Raw genomic sequence first — 15,232 nt, 5'->3', positions numbered from 1 at the left:
TGCGTTGCGCGCCGCGCAAAGGCTCGTTGCGCGGGCGATGGATTCTCGGCGGGGCGGATGTCCGTCACCCTTCGCGCACATCCTTTCGCAAGCCGAGGTACCCTCGAATGAATCCCTCCCTCGCCGTCGCCCAGGCAACGGCCCCGGGCCTGAGCCGGGCCCTGGTGACGCTGCTGGCGTTCTGCTGCGGCGCCATCGTCGCCAACATCTACTACGCCCAGCCCATCGTCGGCCTGATCGCGCCGGACCTGGGGCTGTCCACCGAGCGGGCCAGCCTGATCGTGTCCCTGACCCAGATCGGCTATGCCCTGGGCTTGTTGTTCCTGGTGCCGCTGGCCGACCTGCTGGAGAACCGCTGGCTGATGATCGCCACGGCGGTGCTGGCCACCGGCAGCCTGTTGCTGGCCGGCACCAGTGGTCACGGGCAGGGCGAGGTGTTCCTGCTGTACGCGCTGCTGATCGGCTTCAGCTCGGTGGCGGTGCAGATGCTGATACCACTGGCGGCGCACCTGGCGCCGGAGCGCGAGCGTGGCCGGGTGGTCGGCAACATCATGGGTGGGTTGCTGCTGGGCATCCTGCTGGCGCGGCCGCTGGCGAGCCTGGTGGCCGATCACTTCGGCTGGCGCGCGGTGTTTGTCGGCGCCGCCGGGGTGATGGTGGCGATCATCCTGCTGCTGGCGTTGACCTTGCCGCGCCGGCTGCCGGAGCACAAGGCCAGTTATGCTGGGCTGATGGCTTCGTTGCTGGTGCTGTTGCGCCGCCATCCGACGTTGCGCCAGCGGGCGCTGTACCAGGCGCTGATGTTTGCGGCGTTCAGTCTGTATTGGACCGCAGTGCCGCTGGCGCTGGCCGGCGAGCACGGCCTGTCGCAGAGCCAGATCGCGCTGTTCGCCCTGGTGGGCGCGGTGGGCGCGGTGGCGGCGCCGCTGGCCGGGCGCCTGGCCGATGCCGGGCATGCGCGACGCGCTTCGCTGCTGGCGATGGCCCTGGCGCCGCTGGCGTTGCTGCTGGGCCTGAGCGCACCGGGCGCCAGCGTGATCGGCCTGGGGTTGACCGGGGTGCTGCTGGATTTCGCCGTGCAGATGAACATGGTCATCGGCCAGCGTGAGGTTTACGCGCTGGATCCGGCCAGCCGTGGCCGGCTCAATGCCCTGTACATGACCAGCATCTTCCTCGGCGGGGCGCTGGGCTCGGCACTGGCCAGCGGGGTGTACGCGCAGTACGGCTGGAGCGGCGTGGCGTTGCTGGGGGCGGGATTGCCGGCGGTTGCGCTGGGGGTGTTCCTGGTTGTTTCCCGGCGATGATCCCCGGGGCTTCTATCGTCCCAGCGGCAGGGCCACGCCGATCAGTGCGAACAGGCTCCCGCAACAGCGATTGAACCCCCGGCCACCCTTGGCCAGCCACGGGCGGATGCGAAACGCCAGACGTGCCAGCAGGTACTCCACCAGGCATTCGACACAGGCGAAGGTCGCCGCCATCGCCACGAACTGCACCAGCAGGCCACGCTGCGGGTCGATGAACTGGGGCAGGAACGCGCCATAGAACAGCAGCACCTTGGGGTTGGCCACAGCCGAAAGGCAGCCCTGGCGGAACAACCCGGCATTGCTCAGCGCCACACCGCCGCGCGGTTGTTCCAGGTGCAGCGCCGGTGTTCGCCACAGCTGGATCCCAAGCCAGACCAGGTAGGCCCCGCCGATCCACTTGAGCACCGTCAGCAACGAGGCCGAGGCCTGCAGCAGGGCGCTCAGGCCGAACATGGTCAGGGCGATCAGGAGACTGAAGCCCAGCACGCCGCCGAGGATGGTGAACAGCGTGCGGCGGGCGCCGTACAGCGCGCCATGGGTCAGGGCCAGCAGGCTGTTCGGACCTGGGGTCAGCGACAGTCCGATGCTGGCGAGCAGGTAGATGAGCCAGGTGTCGAGTGCCATGGGGGAGCCTTGTGGAAGTGCAGGGCGCCAGTGTAGGGCAGGGCAGTGGAAATACAGGGTAGTATCTGGTCATTGAATGGTTATATCTGGACATTCCTGAATGACACCCGACCTGCGTCTGCTGATCCTGCCTTTACCGGAGTTCGCCTTGCTGCCGTTCGGCGCGTTCCTCGACAAGCTGCGCTTCTCCGCCGACGACGAGGACTACAGCCGTCAGCGCTATTGCCGTTGGACCGTGCTCGGGCTGGACCGGGAGCCGGTGGTTTCCAGCAGCGCAGCGATTGTCCAGGTCGAGGCAACCCCTGCGCAGATCCGCTGGGGCGACTACGACCACCTGGTGCTGTTCGGCGGGCGCAACGCCAGTGCCACGGCGGCCTTGGCACCGCGCTACAAGGCCCTTTTGAAGCAGGCGAGCAAGGTCGGGGTGAAGCTGGTGTGTGTCGACAACGCGGCCTTCCTGTTGGCGGCCTGCGGCCTGCTGGACGGTCATCAGGTGGTGGTGCACTGGCGCCATGAAGCGGAGTTTCGCCTGGCCTTTCCCCGCGTGCGCCTGTTGACCGGGCAACTGTTCTGCTTCGACGGTGAGCGCATCACCTGTGCCGGCGGCACGGCGGCCATCGACCTGGCGGTGGAGCTGATCGCCCGCGCCAGTGGCCGTGCCCGGGCGCTGAAGGGCCTGGCCGACATGCTGGTGGACGAAAGCCGGGACAGCCAGCACGCCTTGCGTTCGCTGGAGGCCGGCGCCGGGCAGGCACGCCAGGTGCAGCGGGCCACGGCGCTGATGCGCCATCACCTGGCGACGCAGCTGCCGGTGGAGGTATTGGCGGCAGAACTGGGCATCAGCCGGCGCCAGCTCGACCGCCAGTTCCAGGCTTGTCATGGCATGAGCGCCAAGGCCTGGTGGCAGGAGCTACGCCTGCAGCAGGCGCGCTGGCGCTTGCTCAACTCCAGCCACAGCCTGGCGCAGATCGCCGATGAAGTGGGGATGGGGGATGCCAGCTACCTGGGCAAGTGGGTGCGACGGCGGTTTGGTTGCTCGGCGCTGGCGTTACGCAGGTCCGAGCTGGACTCATCGCGGGGCAAGCCCGCTCCCACGCCTTGACCCGCAGCGTGGGAGCGGGCTAGCCCCGCGATGCAGGTTTACTGCGGCGTGCCGAACAACCCCGTCCAGTAGATCCCGGCATCGCTCTTCGGATCCACCGCATACGCCGCTCCCAGTTCACGGAAGTCCGGGTTCATCAGCGTGGCGCAGTGCCCTGGGCTGGCCAGCCAGCCATCGACCACCTTGCGCGCGGTGTCGCGCCCGGCGGCGATGTTTTCGCCGATCTGCCGGTACAGGTAGCCGGCCAGCTCAGCCCGGTCGCCCGGAGTACGACCATCGCGGTCGAGATGATCGAAGAAATTCTGGTTGGCCATGGCCCGGGTGTGGTTGGCGGCCACACCCGCCAGGGTGGCGTTCCAGGCCAGCGCGGGGGCGGCGGCGAACGGCTGGCCGCCGCACTGGCGGGGCAACTGGCGTGCGGCGTTGATCTCCTGCAGCAGCTTCTGGCCTTCGGCCTGCCAGTCGCCCAGGCGGGCACTGAGCAGCGGCCGGGCCAGGACGATGCGCCAGTCTCGGCCCTCCTGGCTGACGCCGATGTCGACGAACTGCGGGTCGAGCACCACTTGGCAGAAGCTCTCCTCGATGGCCTTCATCGCCGCCTGGGCGTCCCGCGGGCCGGACAGGCTGATGGCCTGGACATTGACCATCGGGTAGGCGGCGCGGGTCATGGCCTGCTGCAGGTCGCGGGTGCCTTCGGGCGACAGCGCCAGGCGGGTGTCGCTGTTGAGCGGCGGCAGCTCCAGCGAGGCTTCGCCACCACAGCGCTGGGCTTGGCTGCGGTAGACGTTGATCGTATCGATCAGTTGCGCCTCTTCACCGGTGAAGGCCTGCGCGCTGGTCGCGGCGAGCAGGCCCAGCGTCAGGCCGATGAGGCAGGCAACGGATGGGACGCGCATGTGGATCTCCCTGTAACTGGCAGCGTCTGGATCTGCGCTGCCCATCCTACACAACGGCAAGGCTTTTGGCCTGGCCATGTGCAGCGTGAAAAAGCGGGCCTTGGCAATCGAATGCGGTTGGCAAAAGAGGGAGTAGACCGCCGGTCGGCAAAAAAGTGCGATCGTTGTTGGCGCGCTATCGCTTGAAGGTACGGAAGAAGGTTGTGACCCTGCGGTCAACAGGGAGAACCGGCCGTATCACCGGCACCCTGTTGACCAGCAGGGGGTGCGGCGTGCCTACCAGAGTGCCACCGCGGCTGCTCCAACAACCCGGCCGAACACCGCCAGCGCCGTGTCCACGTCCGCCTCGCTGGTGTAGCGCCCGAGGCTCAGGCGCACGCTGTTGCGCGCCTGGCGCTCGTCGAGGCCGAGGGCCAGCAGCACGTGGGACGCCGCGTTGCTTGCCGAGTTGCAGGCCGAGGTGGTGGACAGCGCCAACTCGCCGGCCAGGGCCAGGCTGTTGAAGCCCTTGGCGTCGATGCACAGGTTGAGGGTGTGGGGAATGCGCTGCACCGCGCAGCCGTTGAGCGTGACCCCAGGCAGGGCCAGCAGACCGTCGCGCAGGCGTCGGGCGAGCTGCTCCAGGCGCTGGTATTCGGCCTCGCCGGGTTGGCCGGCCAACTCGAACGCGCTGCCCATGCCGACGATCTGGTGGGTGGCCAGGGTGCCGGAGCGCAGGCCGCGCTCATGGCCGCCACCGTGCATCTGCGCACGCATGGCCGGGCGGGCGCGGGCGCCGACGTAGAGGGCGCCGATGCCCTTGGGGCCATAGACCTTGTGCGCCGAGAACGACATCAGGTCGACGGCCTGGTGCGCCAGGTCGATGCGGACCTTGCCCACCGCCTGCGCCGCGTCCACATGCAACAGGGCGCCATGGTCGCGGACCAGCTCGCCGATGCGGGCGAAGTCGGTCAGCGTGCCCAGTTCGTTGTTCACCGCCATCAGCGAAACCAGCCGCGTGTCAGGGCGCAGCGCGGCCTGCACGGCCTCGGCCTGGATCAGGCCATGGGCGTCCGGCGCCAGGCGGGTCACCGTCCAGCCCTGGCGCTCCAGTTCGGCGGCGGTGTCGAGGATGGCCTTGTGTTCGAGCTGGCTGGTCAGCAGGTGGCCCGGCTGCGCGAAGCCCTGGGCGATACCCTTGAGTGCCAGGTTGTTGGATTCGGTGGCGCCGGAGGTCCAGACCAGATCGTCGGGCTGGGCGCCTACGCGCTCGGCCACCTGGCGGCGGGCCTGCTCGACGGCCTCGCGGGCGGCCTGGCCATGGAAGTGGCCGCTGGAGGCGGGGTTGCCGAAGTTGGCTTCGCGGCCCAGGCAGGTGAGCATGGCAGCGATGACCTGGTCATCGACCGGAGTGGTGGCGGCGTAATCGAAGTAGAGCGGGGTGCTGGGCATGATCGCGGGCGGGTCCGTGCGTGGACGCCGCCTGTCGGCATCCATGGACATCATCCTAGGCAATTGCCGATATGAATGTTTTTCCTTTTTCCCGTATCAAGGCGATACTCGAAAAAAATTCTATGCTTTTTCGCTATGTACTTAGAATATTTTTCTTGCGAGGGTCAGAGCCATTGCCACGGTGCCTGCTTGGTGATCATCACCAAAGTGATGGCGCTGCTCGTCGAGGATCGCCGACGACAGACTGGGTACCGAGCTACAGCCGCTGAGCAGCGCGACATTGGCCGCCCGGGCGCGGGCGTCCAGGCGCTCAATGCCGTTGACGAACACCCGGCAGTCGGAGAGGTCGCAATAGCTGGCGCCCGCCTCGATGCAGGCTTCGGCCACGCTGTACCGGTTAAATCAGTTACATACGTTTGTTTCCATGAGACCCGGATTCAGCCCTCGTAGCCCAGGTTCGGCGCCAGCCAGCGCTCGCTGACGCTGATGTCCTGGCCCTTGCGGGCGCTGTACTGCTCGATCTGGTCCTTGTCCACCTTGCCCACGGCGAAGTACTGCGCCTGCGGGTGGGCGAAGTACCAGCCGCTGACTGCCGCCGCCGGGAACATGGCGAAGTGCTCGGTGAGGAACACGCCGCTCGGACCAGTCTCGCCGATGGCGGTGCCGTCGAGCAGGCGGAACAGGGTTTCCTTCTCGGTGTGGTCCGGGCAGGCCGGGTAGCCAGGTGCCGGGCGGATGCCGCTGTACTGCTCCTTGATCAGCGCCTCGTTGTCCAGGTGCTCGTCCTTGGCATAACCCCAGTGCTCCTTGCGCACCTGCTCGTGCAGCCACTCGGCGCAGGCCTCGGCCAGGCGGTCGGCCAGGGCCTTGACCATGATCGAGCTGTAGTCGTCGCCCTTGTCCTGGTAGGCCTTGGCCACTTCCTCGGCGCCGATGCCGGCGGTGGTGATGAAACCGCCGACATAGTCGGTCACGCCGCTGTCCTTCGGCGCGACGAAGTCGGCCAGGGACCAGTTCGGCTTGCCGTCGGGCTTGATGGTCTGCTGGCGCAGGTGGTGCAGGGTGGCCAGGGTGTCACCGTTGTCGCCGTACACTTCGATGTCGTCGTGTTCGACCTGGTTGGCCGGCCAGAAGCCGAACACCGCGCGGGCGCTGATCAGCTTTTCGTCGATCAGCTTGTCAAGCATCTCGCGGGCGTCCTTGTACAGCGCCGTGGCGGCCTCGCCGACCACTTCGTCGGTGAGGATGCGTGGGAACTTGCCGGCCAGGTCCCAGGAGATGAAGAACGGCGTCCAGTCGATGTATTCGGCCAGGGTGCGCAGGTCGATGTCTTCCAGCACCTTGACGCCGGTGAAGGAGGGCACCGCGGCCTGGTAGGCGGCCCAGTCGTACTGTGGCTTGGCGGCGATGGCCTGGGCGTAGCTCAGGCGCTCTGTGCGGGCGCTGCGGTTGGCGGTGCGCTCGCGCACCTCGACGTATTCCTGGCGGGTCTTCTCGACGAAGCCGCTCTTGAGTTCCTTGGACAGCAACTGGGTGGCCACGCCCACCGCGCGCGAGGCGTCGGTGACATAGACCACGGCGTCGTTGGCGTACTTGGGCTCGATCTTCACCGCGGTGTGCGCCTTGGAGGTGGTGGCACCACCGATCATCAGCGGCAGGTGGAAGTCCTGGCGCTGCATCTCGCGGGCGACGTGGACCATCTCGTCCAGCGACGGGGTGATCAGGCCGGACAGGCCGATGATGTCGCATTTCTGCTCGCGGGCGGTTTGCAGGATCTTCTCGGCCGGGACCATCACGCCCATGTCGACGATGTCATAGCCGTTGCAACCGAGCACCACGCCGACGATGTTCTTGCCGATGTCATGCACGTCGCCCTTGACCGTGGCCATGAGGATCTTGCCCTTGGCCTCGGGCTTGTCGCCTTTCTCGGCCTCGATGAACGGGATCAGGTGGGCCACGGCCTGCTTCATCACCCGGGCGGATTTCACCACCTGGGGCAGGAACATCTTGCCGGCGCCGAACAGGTCGCCGACCACGTTCATGCCGCTCATCAGCGGGCCTTCGATGACTTCGATCGGGCGCGCCGACTGTTGGCGGCACTCTTCGGTGTCTTCGACGATGTAGGCGGTGATGCCCTTGACCAGCGCATGCTCGAGGCGCTTGTCCACCGGCATCGAGCGCCATTCTTCGTTCTCGACTTCCTTGGTGGCGCCGCCGCCCTTGTAGTCGTCGGCAATCGCCAGCAGGGCGTCGGTGCCGTGCGGGGTGCGGTTGAGCACCACGTCCTCGACCTTCTCGCGCAGGGCGGCGGGGATTTCGTCGTAGATCTCCAGCTGGCCGGCGTTGACGATACCCATGGTCAGGCCGTTCTGGATCGCGTGGTAGAGGAACACCGAGTGGATCGCCTCGCGCACCGGGTTGTTGCCGCGGAACGAGAACGACACGTTGGACACGCCGCCCGAACTCAGGGCATACGGCAGGTGGTCGCGGATGTAGGCGCAGGCCTCGATGAAGTCGACGGCGTAGTTGTTGTGCTCGTCGATGCCGGTGGCGACGGCGAAGATGTTCGGGTCGAAGATGATGTCTTCCGGCGGGAAGCCCACCTCGTTGACCAGGATGTCGTAGCTGCGCTGGCAGATCTCTTTCTTGCGCGCGGCGGTGTCGGCCTGGCCGACCTCATCGAAGGCCATCACCACCACGGCGGCGCCGTAGCGCTTGCACAGGCGGGCGTGGTGCTTGAACTGCTCGACGCCTTCCTTCATCGAGATCGAGTTGACGATGCCCTTGCCCTGAATGCACTTCAGGCCCGCCTCGATCACCTCCCACTTGGAGGAGTCGATCATGATCGGCACCCGGGAGATGTCCGGCTCGCCGGCGATCAGGTTGAGGAAGCGGACCATGGCGGCCTGGGAGTCGAGCATCCCTTCGTCCATGTTGATGTCGATCACCTGGGCCCCGGCCTCGACCTGCTGCAGGGCGACTTCCAGGGCCTCGGTGTAGTTCTCCTCGCGAATCAGCCGGGCGAACTTGGCGGAGCCGGTGATGTTGGTGCGCTCGCCGACGTTGACGAACAGCGACTGGCGATCGATGGTGAACGGCTCCAGGCCCGACAGGCGGCAGGCCTTGGGGATGTCCGGAATCGCGCGCGGCTTGTACTTGGCGACCGCCTCGGCGATGGCCTGGATGTGCGGCGGGGTGGTGCCGCAGCAGCCGCCGATGATGTTGAGGAAGCCGCTGGCGGCGAACTCCTCGACCACCGCGGCCATTTCCGCCGGGGTCTCGTCGTACTCGCCGAAGGCGTTGGGCAGGCCGGCGTTGGGGTGGGCGGACACATGGGTGTCGGCCTTGGTCGCCAGCTCTTCCAGGTAAGGACGCAGGTCCTTGGCGCCGAGGGCGCAGTTCAGGCCGACGGAGATCGGCTTGGCGTGGCGTACCGAGTTCCAGAAGGCTTCGGTGGTCTGGCCCGACAGGGTGCGGCCGGAGGCGTCGGTGATGGTGCCGGAGATCATGATCGGCAGTTCGACGTCGTCCTCTTCGAACACCTGCTGCACGGCGAAGATCGCCGCCTTGGCGTTGAGGGTGTCGAAGATGGTCTCGATCAGGATCAGGTCGGCGCCGCCCTCGATCAGGCCCCGGGTGGCCTCGATGTAGTTCGCTACCAGTTCGTCGAAGGTGACGTTGCGATAGCCCGGGTCGTTAACGTCGGGGGAGATCGAGCAGGTGCGGCTGGTCGGGCCGAGCACGCCGGCGACGAAGCGTGGCTTGTCCGGGGTCTCGAGGGTCTTGGCGTCGGCCACCTGGCGGGCGACGCGCGCGCCCTCGACGTTGAGCTCATAGACCAGCGCCTCCATGCCGTAGTCGGCCTGGGATATCTGCGTGGCGTTGAAGGTGTTGGTCTCGAGGATATCGGCGCCGGCGTCCAGGTAGGCCTTCTCGATTGCGGCGATGACATCCGGGCGGCTGAGCAGCAGCAAGTCGTTGTTGCCCTTAACATCGCTTGGCCAATCGGCGAAGCGCGTGCCACGATAGTCGTGTTCCTCGAGGCGGTAACTCTGGATCATAGTACCCATGCCGCCGTCGAGGATCAGGATGCGCTCTTTGAGTGCTTTCTGGAGTGCTTGGTAACGAGCGCTGCGGTCGGACATAGGAACTACCTGGTCGGGCGAATATCAGAAGGTGCCGAATAATAACAAAGCTGCACGGATTTTAGGCGTACCGCCCATTTGCATGAATTTCCCTCATGTTGGCGCGGCGCCCCCAACACCTCAGGACCCGCCAGGCACATCGTGATGGCTTTCAAGAACCAGGACATTCGGCACATGTTGCATCGCATACTTGCCAGCGCCTTCGCCCTGCTCCTCAGTGGCGCGGCGTTCGGGCAGGCCCCCCAATCGAGCCCGACGATTTCATACACCCGGGATATCCAACCGATCTTCACCGAGAAGTGCGTGGCCTGCCACGCCTGCAACGATGCAGCCTGCCAACTCAACCTGGGCAGCGCTGAGGGCGCCGAGCGCGGCGCTTCCAAGGTGCCGGTCTACCAAGGCGAACGCAGCCAGGCGGTGCCCACCACGCGGCTGTTCTACGATGCCCGCGACGAAGCCGGCTGGCGCAAGCAGGGTTTCTACTCGGTGCTGGACAAGCAGGGCAGCCAGGCGGCGTTGATGGCGCGCATGCTCGAACTGGGCCACAAGACCCCGCTCACGCCCAATGCCAAGCTGCCCGAAGAAATCGTCCTGGGGCTCAACCGCAACAACATGTGCCCGCTGCCCCACGAGTTCGACGCCTACGCCGGCGCCCACCCGAAAGAGGGCATGCCGCTGGCGGTCACCGGCCTGACCGACCAGGAGTATCAGACCCTGCAGCGTTGGTTGGCAGCCGGGGCTCCGGTCGAAAAGACGCCAATCCAGCCCAGCGCGGTCGAGGCGAAGCAGATCGCCGACTGGGAAGAGCTGCTCAACCGCCCGGGCTCTACCGAGGCGCTGGTCGGCCGCTGGCTGTACGAGCACCTGTTCCTCGCGCACATCCACTTCGTCGGCGGTGAGCCCGGACACTTCTTCCAATGGGTGCGCTCGCGCACGCCGAGCGGCCAGCCGGTGGACCTGATCGCCACCCGCCGGCCCAACGACCCGCCGGGCACCGATTTCTACTACCGGCTGATTCCGGTGCAGGGCGTGATCGTCCACAAGACCCACATCACTTACCCGATGGGGCCGCAGAAGCTCAAGCGGATCAAGCAGCTGTTCTACAGCGGCGACTGGCATGCCTCGTCGCTGCCCGGCTATGGCCCGCGCCACCGCGCCAACCCGTTCGAGACCTTCGAGGCGATCCCGGCGGTGGCCCGCTACCAGTTCATGCTGGACAACGCCGAGTACTTCGTCCGCACCTTCATTCGCGGCCCGGTGTGCCGCGGGCAGATCGCCACCGACGTGATCCGCGACAACTTCTGGGCGCTGTTCCAGGAGCCGGCCCACGACCTGTACATCACCGACGCCAAGTACCGGGGCGAGGCCACGCCGTTGCTTGCGATGCCCGGGCAGATCGATGACGTTGGCAGCGTGCTGAGCCTGTGGCACGCCTACCGCGACAAGCGCAACGAGTACGAGGCGCTGCGTCGCGAAGCCTATGCCGAGCAGCCGGCGCCAAGCTGGTCGACCCTGTGGGCCGGCAACGACAACGCACTGCTGAGCATTTTCCGCCACTTCGACAGCGCCTCGGTGACCAAGGGCCTGATCGGTGACGTGCCGCTGACCATGTGGCTGTTCGACTACCCGCTGTTCGAGCGCACCTACTACCAGCTGGCGGTGAACTTCGATGTGTTCGGCAATGTCTCGCACCAGTTGCAGACACGGCTGTACTTCGACCTGATCCGCAACGGCGCCGAGATCAACTTCCTGCGCCTGATGCCTGCGGGCAAGCGTGGCGAGATCCTCGGCGACTGGTACCAGAACAGCGGCAAGGTGAAGATGTGGATGGACTACGAGGACATCGACACCAGCACTCCGAGCGCGCTGAAATTGGACAAGCACGATCCCAAGCGCGACTTCGGCCTCAAGCTGCTGCAACGCACCGGCAGCCTGAACGCCGCGCCGGATCCGATCAACCGCTGCCAGGGCGCCTATTGCTCGCGGTCCGGCCTGCCCACGGAGTTCCGTGACGCCGAGCAGTCGCTGAGCCGCCTGGTGTCGCGCCCGGCGGCAGGGCTCAAGGTGATCGGGCAACTGCCCGAGGCGACCATGCTGCGCATCGAAGGGCAGGGCGGCCAGCGCCAGGTCTACAGCCTGCTGCGCAATCGCGCGCACAGCAACGTGGCGTTCCTGCTTGGCGAGGCCTACCGTTACCAGCCGGGGCTGGACACGTTGACCCTGTACCCGGGCGTGCTCAGCAGCTATCCCAACTTCATCTTCAACATCCCGGTGGCCGATGTGCCGGAGTTCGTCGAGGACATGGAGGCGGCGCGGGACGACACGGCCAAGTTCGAGCGCATCGTCATGCGCTGGGGCGTTCGCCGCAGCCACCCCGAGTTCTGGCGCTACTTCCATGACCTGAACAGCTACATCAAGGAAACCGAGCCGGTAGAGGCCGGCGTGCTGGACATGAACCGCTACGAGAACCTCTGATCGGTTGGCCTGATCTTTTCGGCACCCATGCGGTCGGAATCGATGGGTAGGCCCTGGCGCTGCTTTGCAGCCCATCGCCGGCAAGCCGGCTCCCACAGACGTGCGCTATCCCAGTGGGAGCCGACTTGCCGGCGAAACGAGCGCGAAGCGCTCGCCGGGCCTCAATGCATCGACGATCGCAGGGTTTTTCATGCTGTACTCGCTTCAGGCTCTCCGGGCATTCGCCGCCTGGGTGGTGGTCTGCCACCACTTCATGCAGATCTTCTTCGACTTCAACGCTACCGGCCCTGTCGGCCAACTGCTCGCCGATCGCGGCGCGGTAGGGGTGGACATTTTCTTCGTCATCAGCGGCCTGGTGATCTACCTTTCGACCCGCGACAAGGACATCGCGCCCGCGCAGTTCCTGCTCAATCGCGTCCTGCGCATCGTGCCTGCCTACTGGTTCTACACCCTGCTGATGGCCGCGCTGATGCTGGTCGCCAGCCGCTGGATGCCGCACCAGGTGTTCGAATGGCAGCACCTGCTGCTGTCGCTGCTGTTCATCCCGGCAGAGAATCCGGGCGGCTACGGCCTGTACCCGACCCTCAACGTCGGCTGGACGCTGAACTTCGAGATGTTCTTCTACCTGCTGTTCGGCCTGGCGTTCCTGGTGCGCCAGCGCCATCACCTGCTGCTGGTGACGGGGGCGCTGCTGCTGGTCAGCGAGGTGCTGGCCCGCCTCGGCGTGCTCAGCCGCTTCTACAGCAACGACATCGTCTACGAGTTCCTGCTGGGCATCGGCCTGGGCGTGCTGTACCGCCGCGGGCTGATTCGCCAGGGCCTGTGGCTGCCATTGGGGCTGCTGGGTGTGGCGGGGTATGCGCTGTATCACCTGGACGCCTCGCAACGCCTGTTGCACTGGGGCCTGCCCAGCGCCCTGGTGGTACTGGCGTTCATCGCCCTGGAGCGCTACTTCAAGGGCAACCGAGTGCTCAAGGCGCTGGGCGATTGCTCCTATTCGGTGTACCTGGTGCATGTGCTGGTGCTGTACGGCGGGCTATTCGCCAGCGAACACCTGCACTTGAACCCGTACCTGGTATTCGCCTTGTGTGTACCGTCAATCGGACTAATGTCGTGGCTTAGTTACCACTGGCTGGAGCGTGGCCTGTACGGGCGGCTCAAGGCCGGATTCGCGGGGCGTGGCGCCGTGGAGCCTGCGCTGGTGCTATCCCGAGTCAAATACTAGGACTTTGTTCGAGGGCCGGGTTGGCGTACACTGCCGGCAAGTCTGTGAGGAACTTCCATGAGCGCTATAACCATTACCGACGCCGCCCATGATTACCTGGCCGATCTGCTCTCCAAGCAGAACACGCCTGGCATCGGCATCCGTATCTTCATCACCCAGCCGGGCACCACCTACGCCGAGACCTGCATCGCCTACTGCAAGCCAGGCGAGGAGAAGCCCGACGACCAGCCGGTGGGCCTGAAGAGCTTCACCGCCTACCTCGACGCGGTCAGCGTGCCGTTCCTTGAGGACGCGCTGGTCGATTACGCCACCGACCGCATGGGCGGCCAGCTGACCATCAAGGCGCCGAACGCCAAGGTGCCGATGGTCAACGAAGACAGCCCGATCAACGAGCGTATCAACTACTACCTGCAGACCGAGATCAACCCCGGCCTGGCCAGCCACGGCGGCGCCGTGAGCCTGGTGGACGTGGTCGACGACGGCATCGCCGTGCTGCAGTTCGGCGGTGGCTGCCAGGGCTGCGGCCAGGCCGACGTGACGTTGAAGGAAGGCATCGAGCGCACCCTGCTCGAGCGCATTCCGGAGCTCAAGGGCGTACGTGACGTGACCGACCACAGCCAGAAGGAAAACGCCTACTACTAAGGCGTCTTTCCAATCGCGGGGCAAGCCCGCTCCCACGCCTAGGGCATACCTGGGGCACAGCGTGGGAGCGGGCTTGCCCCGCGATGCTTTTCAGGTGTGTGCATTGACCCCTAGCAACAAAGTGTTACGGATTCAACCCCTGCGACAACCGGTCGCGCCCCGTAAACAAAGGGCTGCAGCCCGATTGGTCGGATGTCGGGTGGATGGTGCGGGGGGAGCGTGACAGAATGCCCCGGTTTTCTGGCCGGCCCATCCCAGGGGTCGGCACCTTCCCTGTAAAGGATGGTTCCATGAATGATCTGTTGACCCGGCGCGCGGTTGTCGCCGGGATGGGCGTACTGGGGCTTGGCCTGCTGGCGGGTTGCAACCCGGCCCGGGGTCTGGATTTCAAGTACGGCAAGAACATGAGCAACGAGATCCTAGGGCGCAAATTCAAGCTCAAGGACACTCAAGGCAACGAGCGCACCCTGTCGAGCTTCTACGGCTCGATGCCGATGATCTTCTTCGGCTTCACCCAGTGCCCGGCGGTCTGCCCGACCGCGCTGGCGCGGATCGTCCAGATCAGGAAGATCCTCAGGGGCCGTGACCGCGAGCTGTTCCAGCCGGTATTCATCACCCTGGACCCGGAGCGCGACACCCCCGAGGTGCTCGACGCCTACGCCAAGGCCTTCGACCCGTCGATCGTCGCCCTGACCGGCACCCCCGAGGAAATCGCCGAGGTGGCCCGCGAGTTCAAGGTGTTCTACGAAAAGGTCCCGGCCGGCGACACCTATACCATCTCTCACTCATCCACCAGCTACGTCTACGATACGCGTGGCACCCTGCGCCTGAGCCTGGGCCATTCCCTGAATGCCAAGGAATGCGCCGAAGACCTGGTCACCCTGATGGAGATCTGCTGAATGTCGATGCAACCGATCAAACGCGGCCTGGCCGCCCTGGCCCTGCTGGGCATGGCCCTGCCGGCTTTCGCCCAGACCACCGTGAGCGACGCCTGGGTCCGCGCCAGCGTGCCGCACCAGCAGTCGACCGGCGCCTTCATGACCCTGACCGCCAGCAGCGACAGCAAGCTGGTGAGCGTCGCCTCGCCCGTGGCCAAGACCGTGCAGGTGCACGAGATGACCATGAACGGCGATGTGATGGGCATGCGTGAAGTGAAGGCGGTCGATCTGCCGGCGGGCAAGGCGGTGAAGTTGGACCCGAACGGCTACCACGTGATGCTGATGGGCCTGAACCAGCAGGTGAAGGAAGGCGAGCAGGTGCCGCTGACCCTGACCATCGAGGATGCCAAGGGCGCCAAGGAAACCCTGCAGGTGCAGGCGCCGGTGCGTGCGCTCAACGCCGAGGCTGGCGGCGGGCATGACCATATGCACATGAACCACTGATACAGC

At 65.9% G+C, this 15,232-nt stretch carries 11 protein-coding genes and 1 pseudogene; 7 read left to right on the top strand and 5 right to left on the bottom strand.

Annotation, left to right across the window (positions count from 1 at the left end; translation table 11 throughout):
* Positions 1-107 precede the first annotated feature (107 nt).
* On the top strand, positions 108-1,304 hold the full coding sequence (locus tag AC25MA_RS23730; protein WP_486972453.1) for an MFS transporter: 1,197 nt from the start codon (positions 108-110) through the stop codon (positions 1,302-1,304).
* 12 nt (positions 1,305-1,316) lie between these two features.
* Here AC25MA_RS23730 and AC25MA_RS23725 read toward each other — a convergent pair whose 3' ends face one another.
* Positions 1,317-1,928 (bottom strand): LysE family translocator, encoded by a 612-nt coding sequence (locus AC25MA_RS23725; protein WP_280092936.1) that lies wholly within the window; start codon positions 1,926-1,928, stop codon positions 1,317-1,319.
* A gap of 100 nt (positions 1,929-2,028) precedes the next feature.
* Between AC25MA_RS23725 and AC25MA_RS23720 the strand changes: the two genes are divergently transcribed.
* On the top strand, positions 2,029-3,030 hold the full coding sequence (locus tag AC25MA_RS23720) for a GlxA family transcriptional regulator (RefSeq protein WP_486972452.1): 1,002 nt from the start codon (positions 2,029-2,031) through the stop codon (positions 3,028-3,030).
* Between the two features lie 38 nt (positions 3,031-3,068).
* On the opposite strand, the gene AC25MA_RS23715 is transcribed toward AC25MA_RS23720, so the two are convergent.
* The 4 genes and pseudogenes from AC25MA_RS23715 to metH all read right to left on the bottom strand — a co-directional run bounded on the left by AC25MA_RS23715 (position 3,069) and on the right by metH (position 9,502).
* The gene (locus AC25MA_RS23715; protein WP_088851617.1) at positions 3,069-3,926 is read right to left on the bottom strand and encodes a CAP domain-containing protein; all 858 of its coding nucleotides are present in this window, start codon (positions 3,924-3,926) and stop codon (positions 3,069-3,071) included.
* A gap of 276 nt (positions 3,927-4,202) precedes the next feature.
* Positions 4,203-5,357, bottom strand: a complete 1,155-nt coding sequence (locus tag AC25MA_RS23710; protein WP_263157295.1) for a cysteine desulfurase family protein — start codon at positions 5,355-5,357, stop codon at positions 4,203-4,205.
* A 204-nt stretch (positions 5,358-5,561) separates the two neighbouring features.
* Positions 5,562-5,750: pseudogene (locus tag AC25MA_RS23705) on the bottom strand (saccharopine dehydrogenase); the annotation flags it as partial.
* 44 nt (positions 5,751-5,794) lie between these two features.
* On the bottom strand, positions 5,795-9,502 hold the full coding sequence (gene metH, locus AC25MA_RS23700) for a methionine synthase (RefSeq protein WP_062363285.1): 3,708 nt from the start codon (positions 9,500-9,502) through the stop codon (positions 5,795-5,797).
* Between the two features lie 174 nt (positions 9,503-9,676).
* On the opposite strand from metH, the gene AC25MA_RS23695 reads away from it, so the two are divergent.
* The 5 genes from AC25MA_RS23695 to AC25MA_RS23675 all read left to right on the top strand — a co-directional run bounded on the left by AC25MA_RS23695 (position 9,677) and on the right by AC25MA_RS23675 (position 15,226).
* Entirely contained in the window at positions 9,677-11,977 is a 2,301-nt protein-coding gene (locus tag AC25MA_RS23695; protein WP_486972451.1) for a fatty acid cis/trans isomerase, read from the top strand.
* A gap of 190 nt (positions 11,978-12,167) precedes the next feature.
* Entirely contained in the window at positions 12,168-13,202 is a 1,035-nt protein-coding gene (locus AC25MA_RS23690; RefSeq protein ID WP_069017623.1) for an acyltransferase family protein, read from the top strand.
* Between the two features lie 57 nt (positions 13,203-13,259).
* A complete protein-coding gene (nfuA, locus tag AC25MA_RS23685) occupies positions 13,260-13,844 on the top strand; it encodes a Fe-S biogenesis protein NfuA (protein ID WP_023630602.1) in 585 nt (194 codons plus the stop codon).
* Positions 13,845-14,134: 290 nt separating this feature from the next.
* The gene (locus AC25MA_RS23680; protein ID WP_028690719.1) at positions 14,135-14,743 is read left to right on the top strand and encodes an SCO family protein; all 609 of its coding nucleotides are present in this window, start codon (positions 14,135-14,137) and stop codon (positions 14,741-14,743) included.
* On the top strand, positions 14,744-15,226 hold the full coding sequence (locus tag AC25MA_RS23675) for a copper chaperone PCu(A)C (RefSeq protein WP_028690720.1): 483 nt from the start codon (positions 14,744-14,746) through the stop codon (positions 15,224-15,226).
* The last annotated feature ends 6 nt before the right edge of the window (positions 15,227-15,232 follow it).

The organism is Pseudomonas sp. P65(2024) (genome assembly GCF_057480955.1).
This window is presented reverse-complemented; position numbering and strand designations above follow the sequence as displayed.

What these genes read in the sequence shown, in the direction of transcription:
- AC25MA_RS23730 (WP_486972453.1), top strand. Translation starts at nt 108, where the DNA reads ATGAATCCCTCCCTCGCCGTCGCCCAGGCAACGGCCCCGGGCCTGAGC.
- AC25MA_RS23725 (WP_280092936.1), bottom strand. Translation starts at nt 1,928, where the DNA reads ATGGCACTCGACACCTGGCTCATCTACCTGCTCGCCAGCATCGGACTG.
- AC25MA_RS23720 (WP_486972452.1), top strand. Translation starts at nt 2,029, where the DNA reads ATGACACCCGACCTGCGTCTGCTGATCCTGCCTTTACCGGAGTTCGCC.
- AC25MA_RS23715 (WP_088851617.1), bottom strand. Translation starts at nt 3,926, where the DNA reads ATGCGCGTCCCATCCGTTGCCTGCCTCATCGGCCTGACGCTGGGCCTG.
- AC25MA_RS23710 (WP_263157295.1), bottom strand. Translation starts at nt 5,357, where the DNA reads ATGCCCAGCACCCCGCTCTACTTCGATTACGCCGCCACCACTCCGGTC.
- metH (WP_062363285.1), bottom strand. Translation starts at nt 9,502, where the DNA reads ATGTCCGACCGCAGCGCTCGTTACCAAGCACTCCAGAAAGCACTCAAA.
- AC25MA_RS23695 (WP_486972451.1), top strand. Translation starts at nt 9,677, where the DNA reads ATGTTGCATCGCATACTTGCCAGCGCCTTCGCCCTGCTCCTCAGTGGC.
- AC25MA_RS23690 (WP_069017623.1), top strand. Translation starts at nt 12,168, where the DNA reads ATGCTGTACTCGCTTCAGGCTCTCCGGGCATTCGCCGCCTGGGTGGTG.
- nfuA (WP_023630602.1), top strand. Translation starts at nt 13,260, where the DNA reads ATGAGCGCTATAACCATTACCGACGCCGCCCATGATTACCTGGCCGAT.
- AC25MA_RS23680 (WP_028690719.1), top strand. Translation starts at nt 14,135, where the DNA reads ATGAATGATCTGTTGACCCGGCGCGCGGTTGTCGCCGGGATGGGCGTA.
- AC25MA_RS23675 (WP_028690720.1), top strand. Translation starts at nt 14,744, where the DNA reads ATGTCGATGCAACCGATCAAACGCGGCCTGGCCGCCCTGGCCCTGCTG.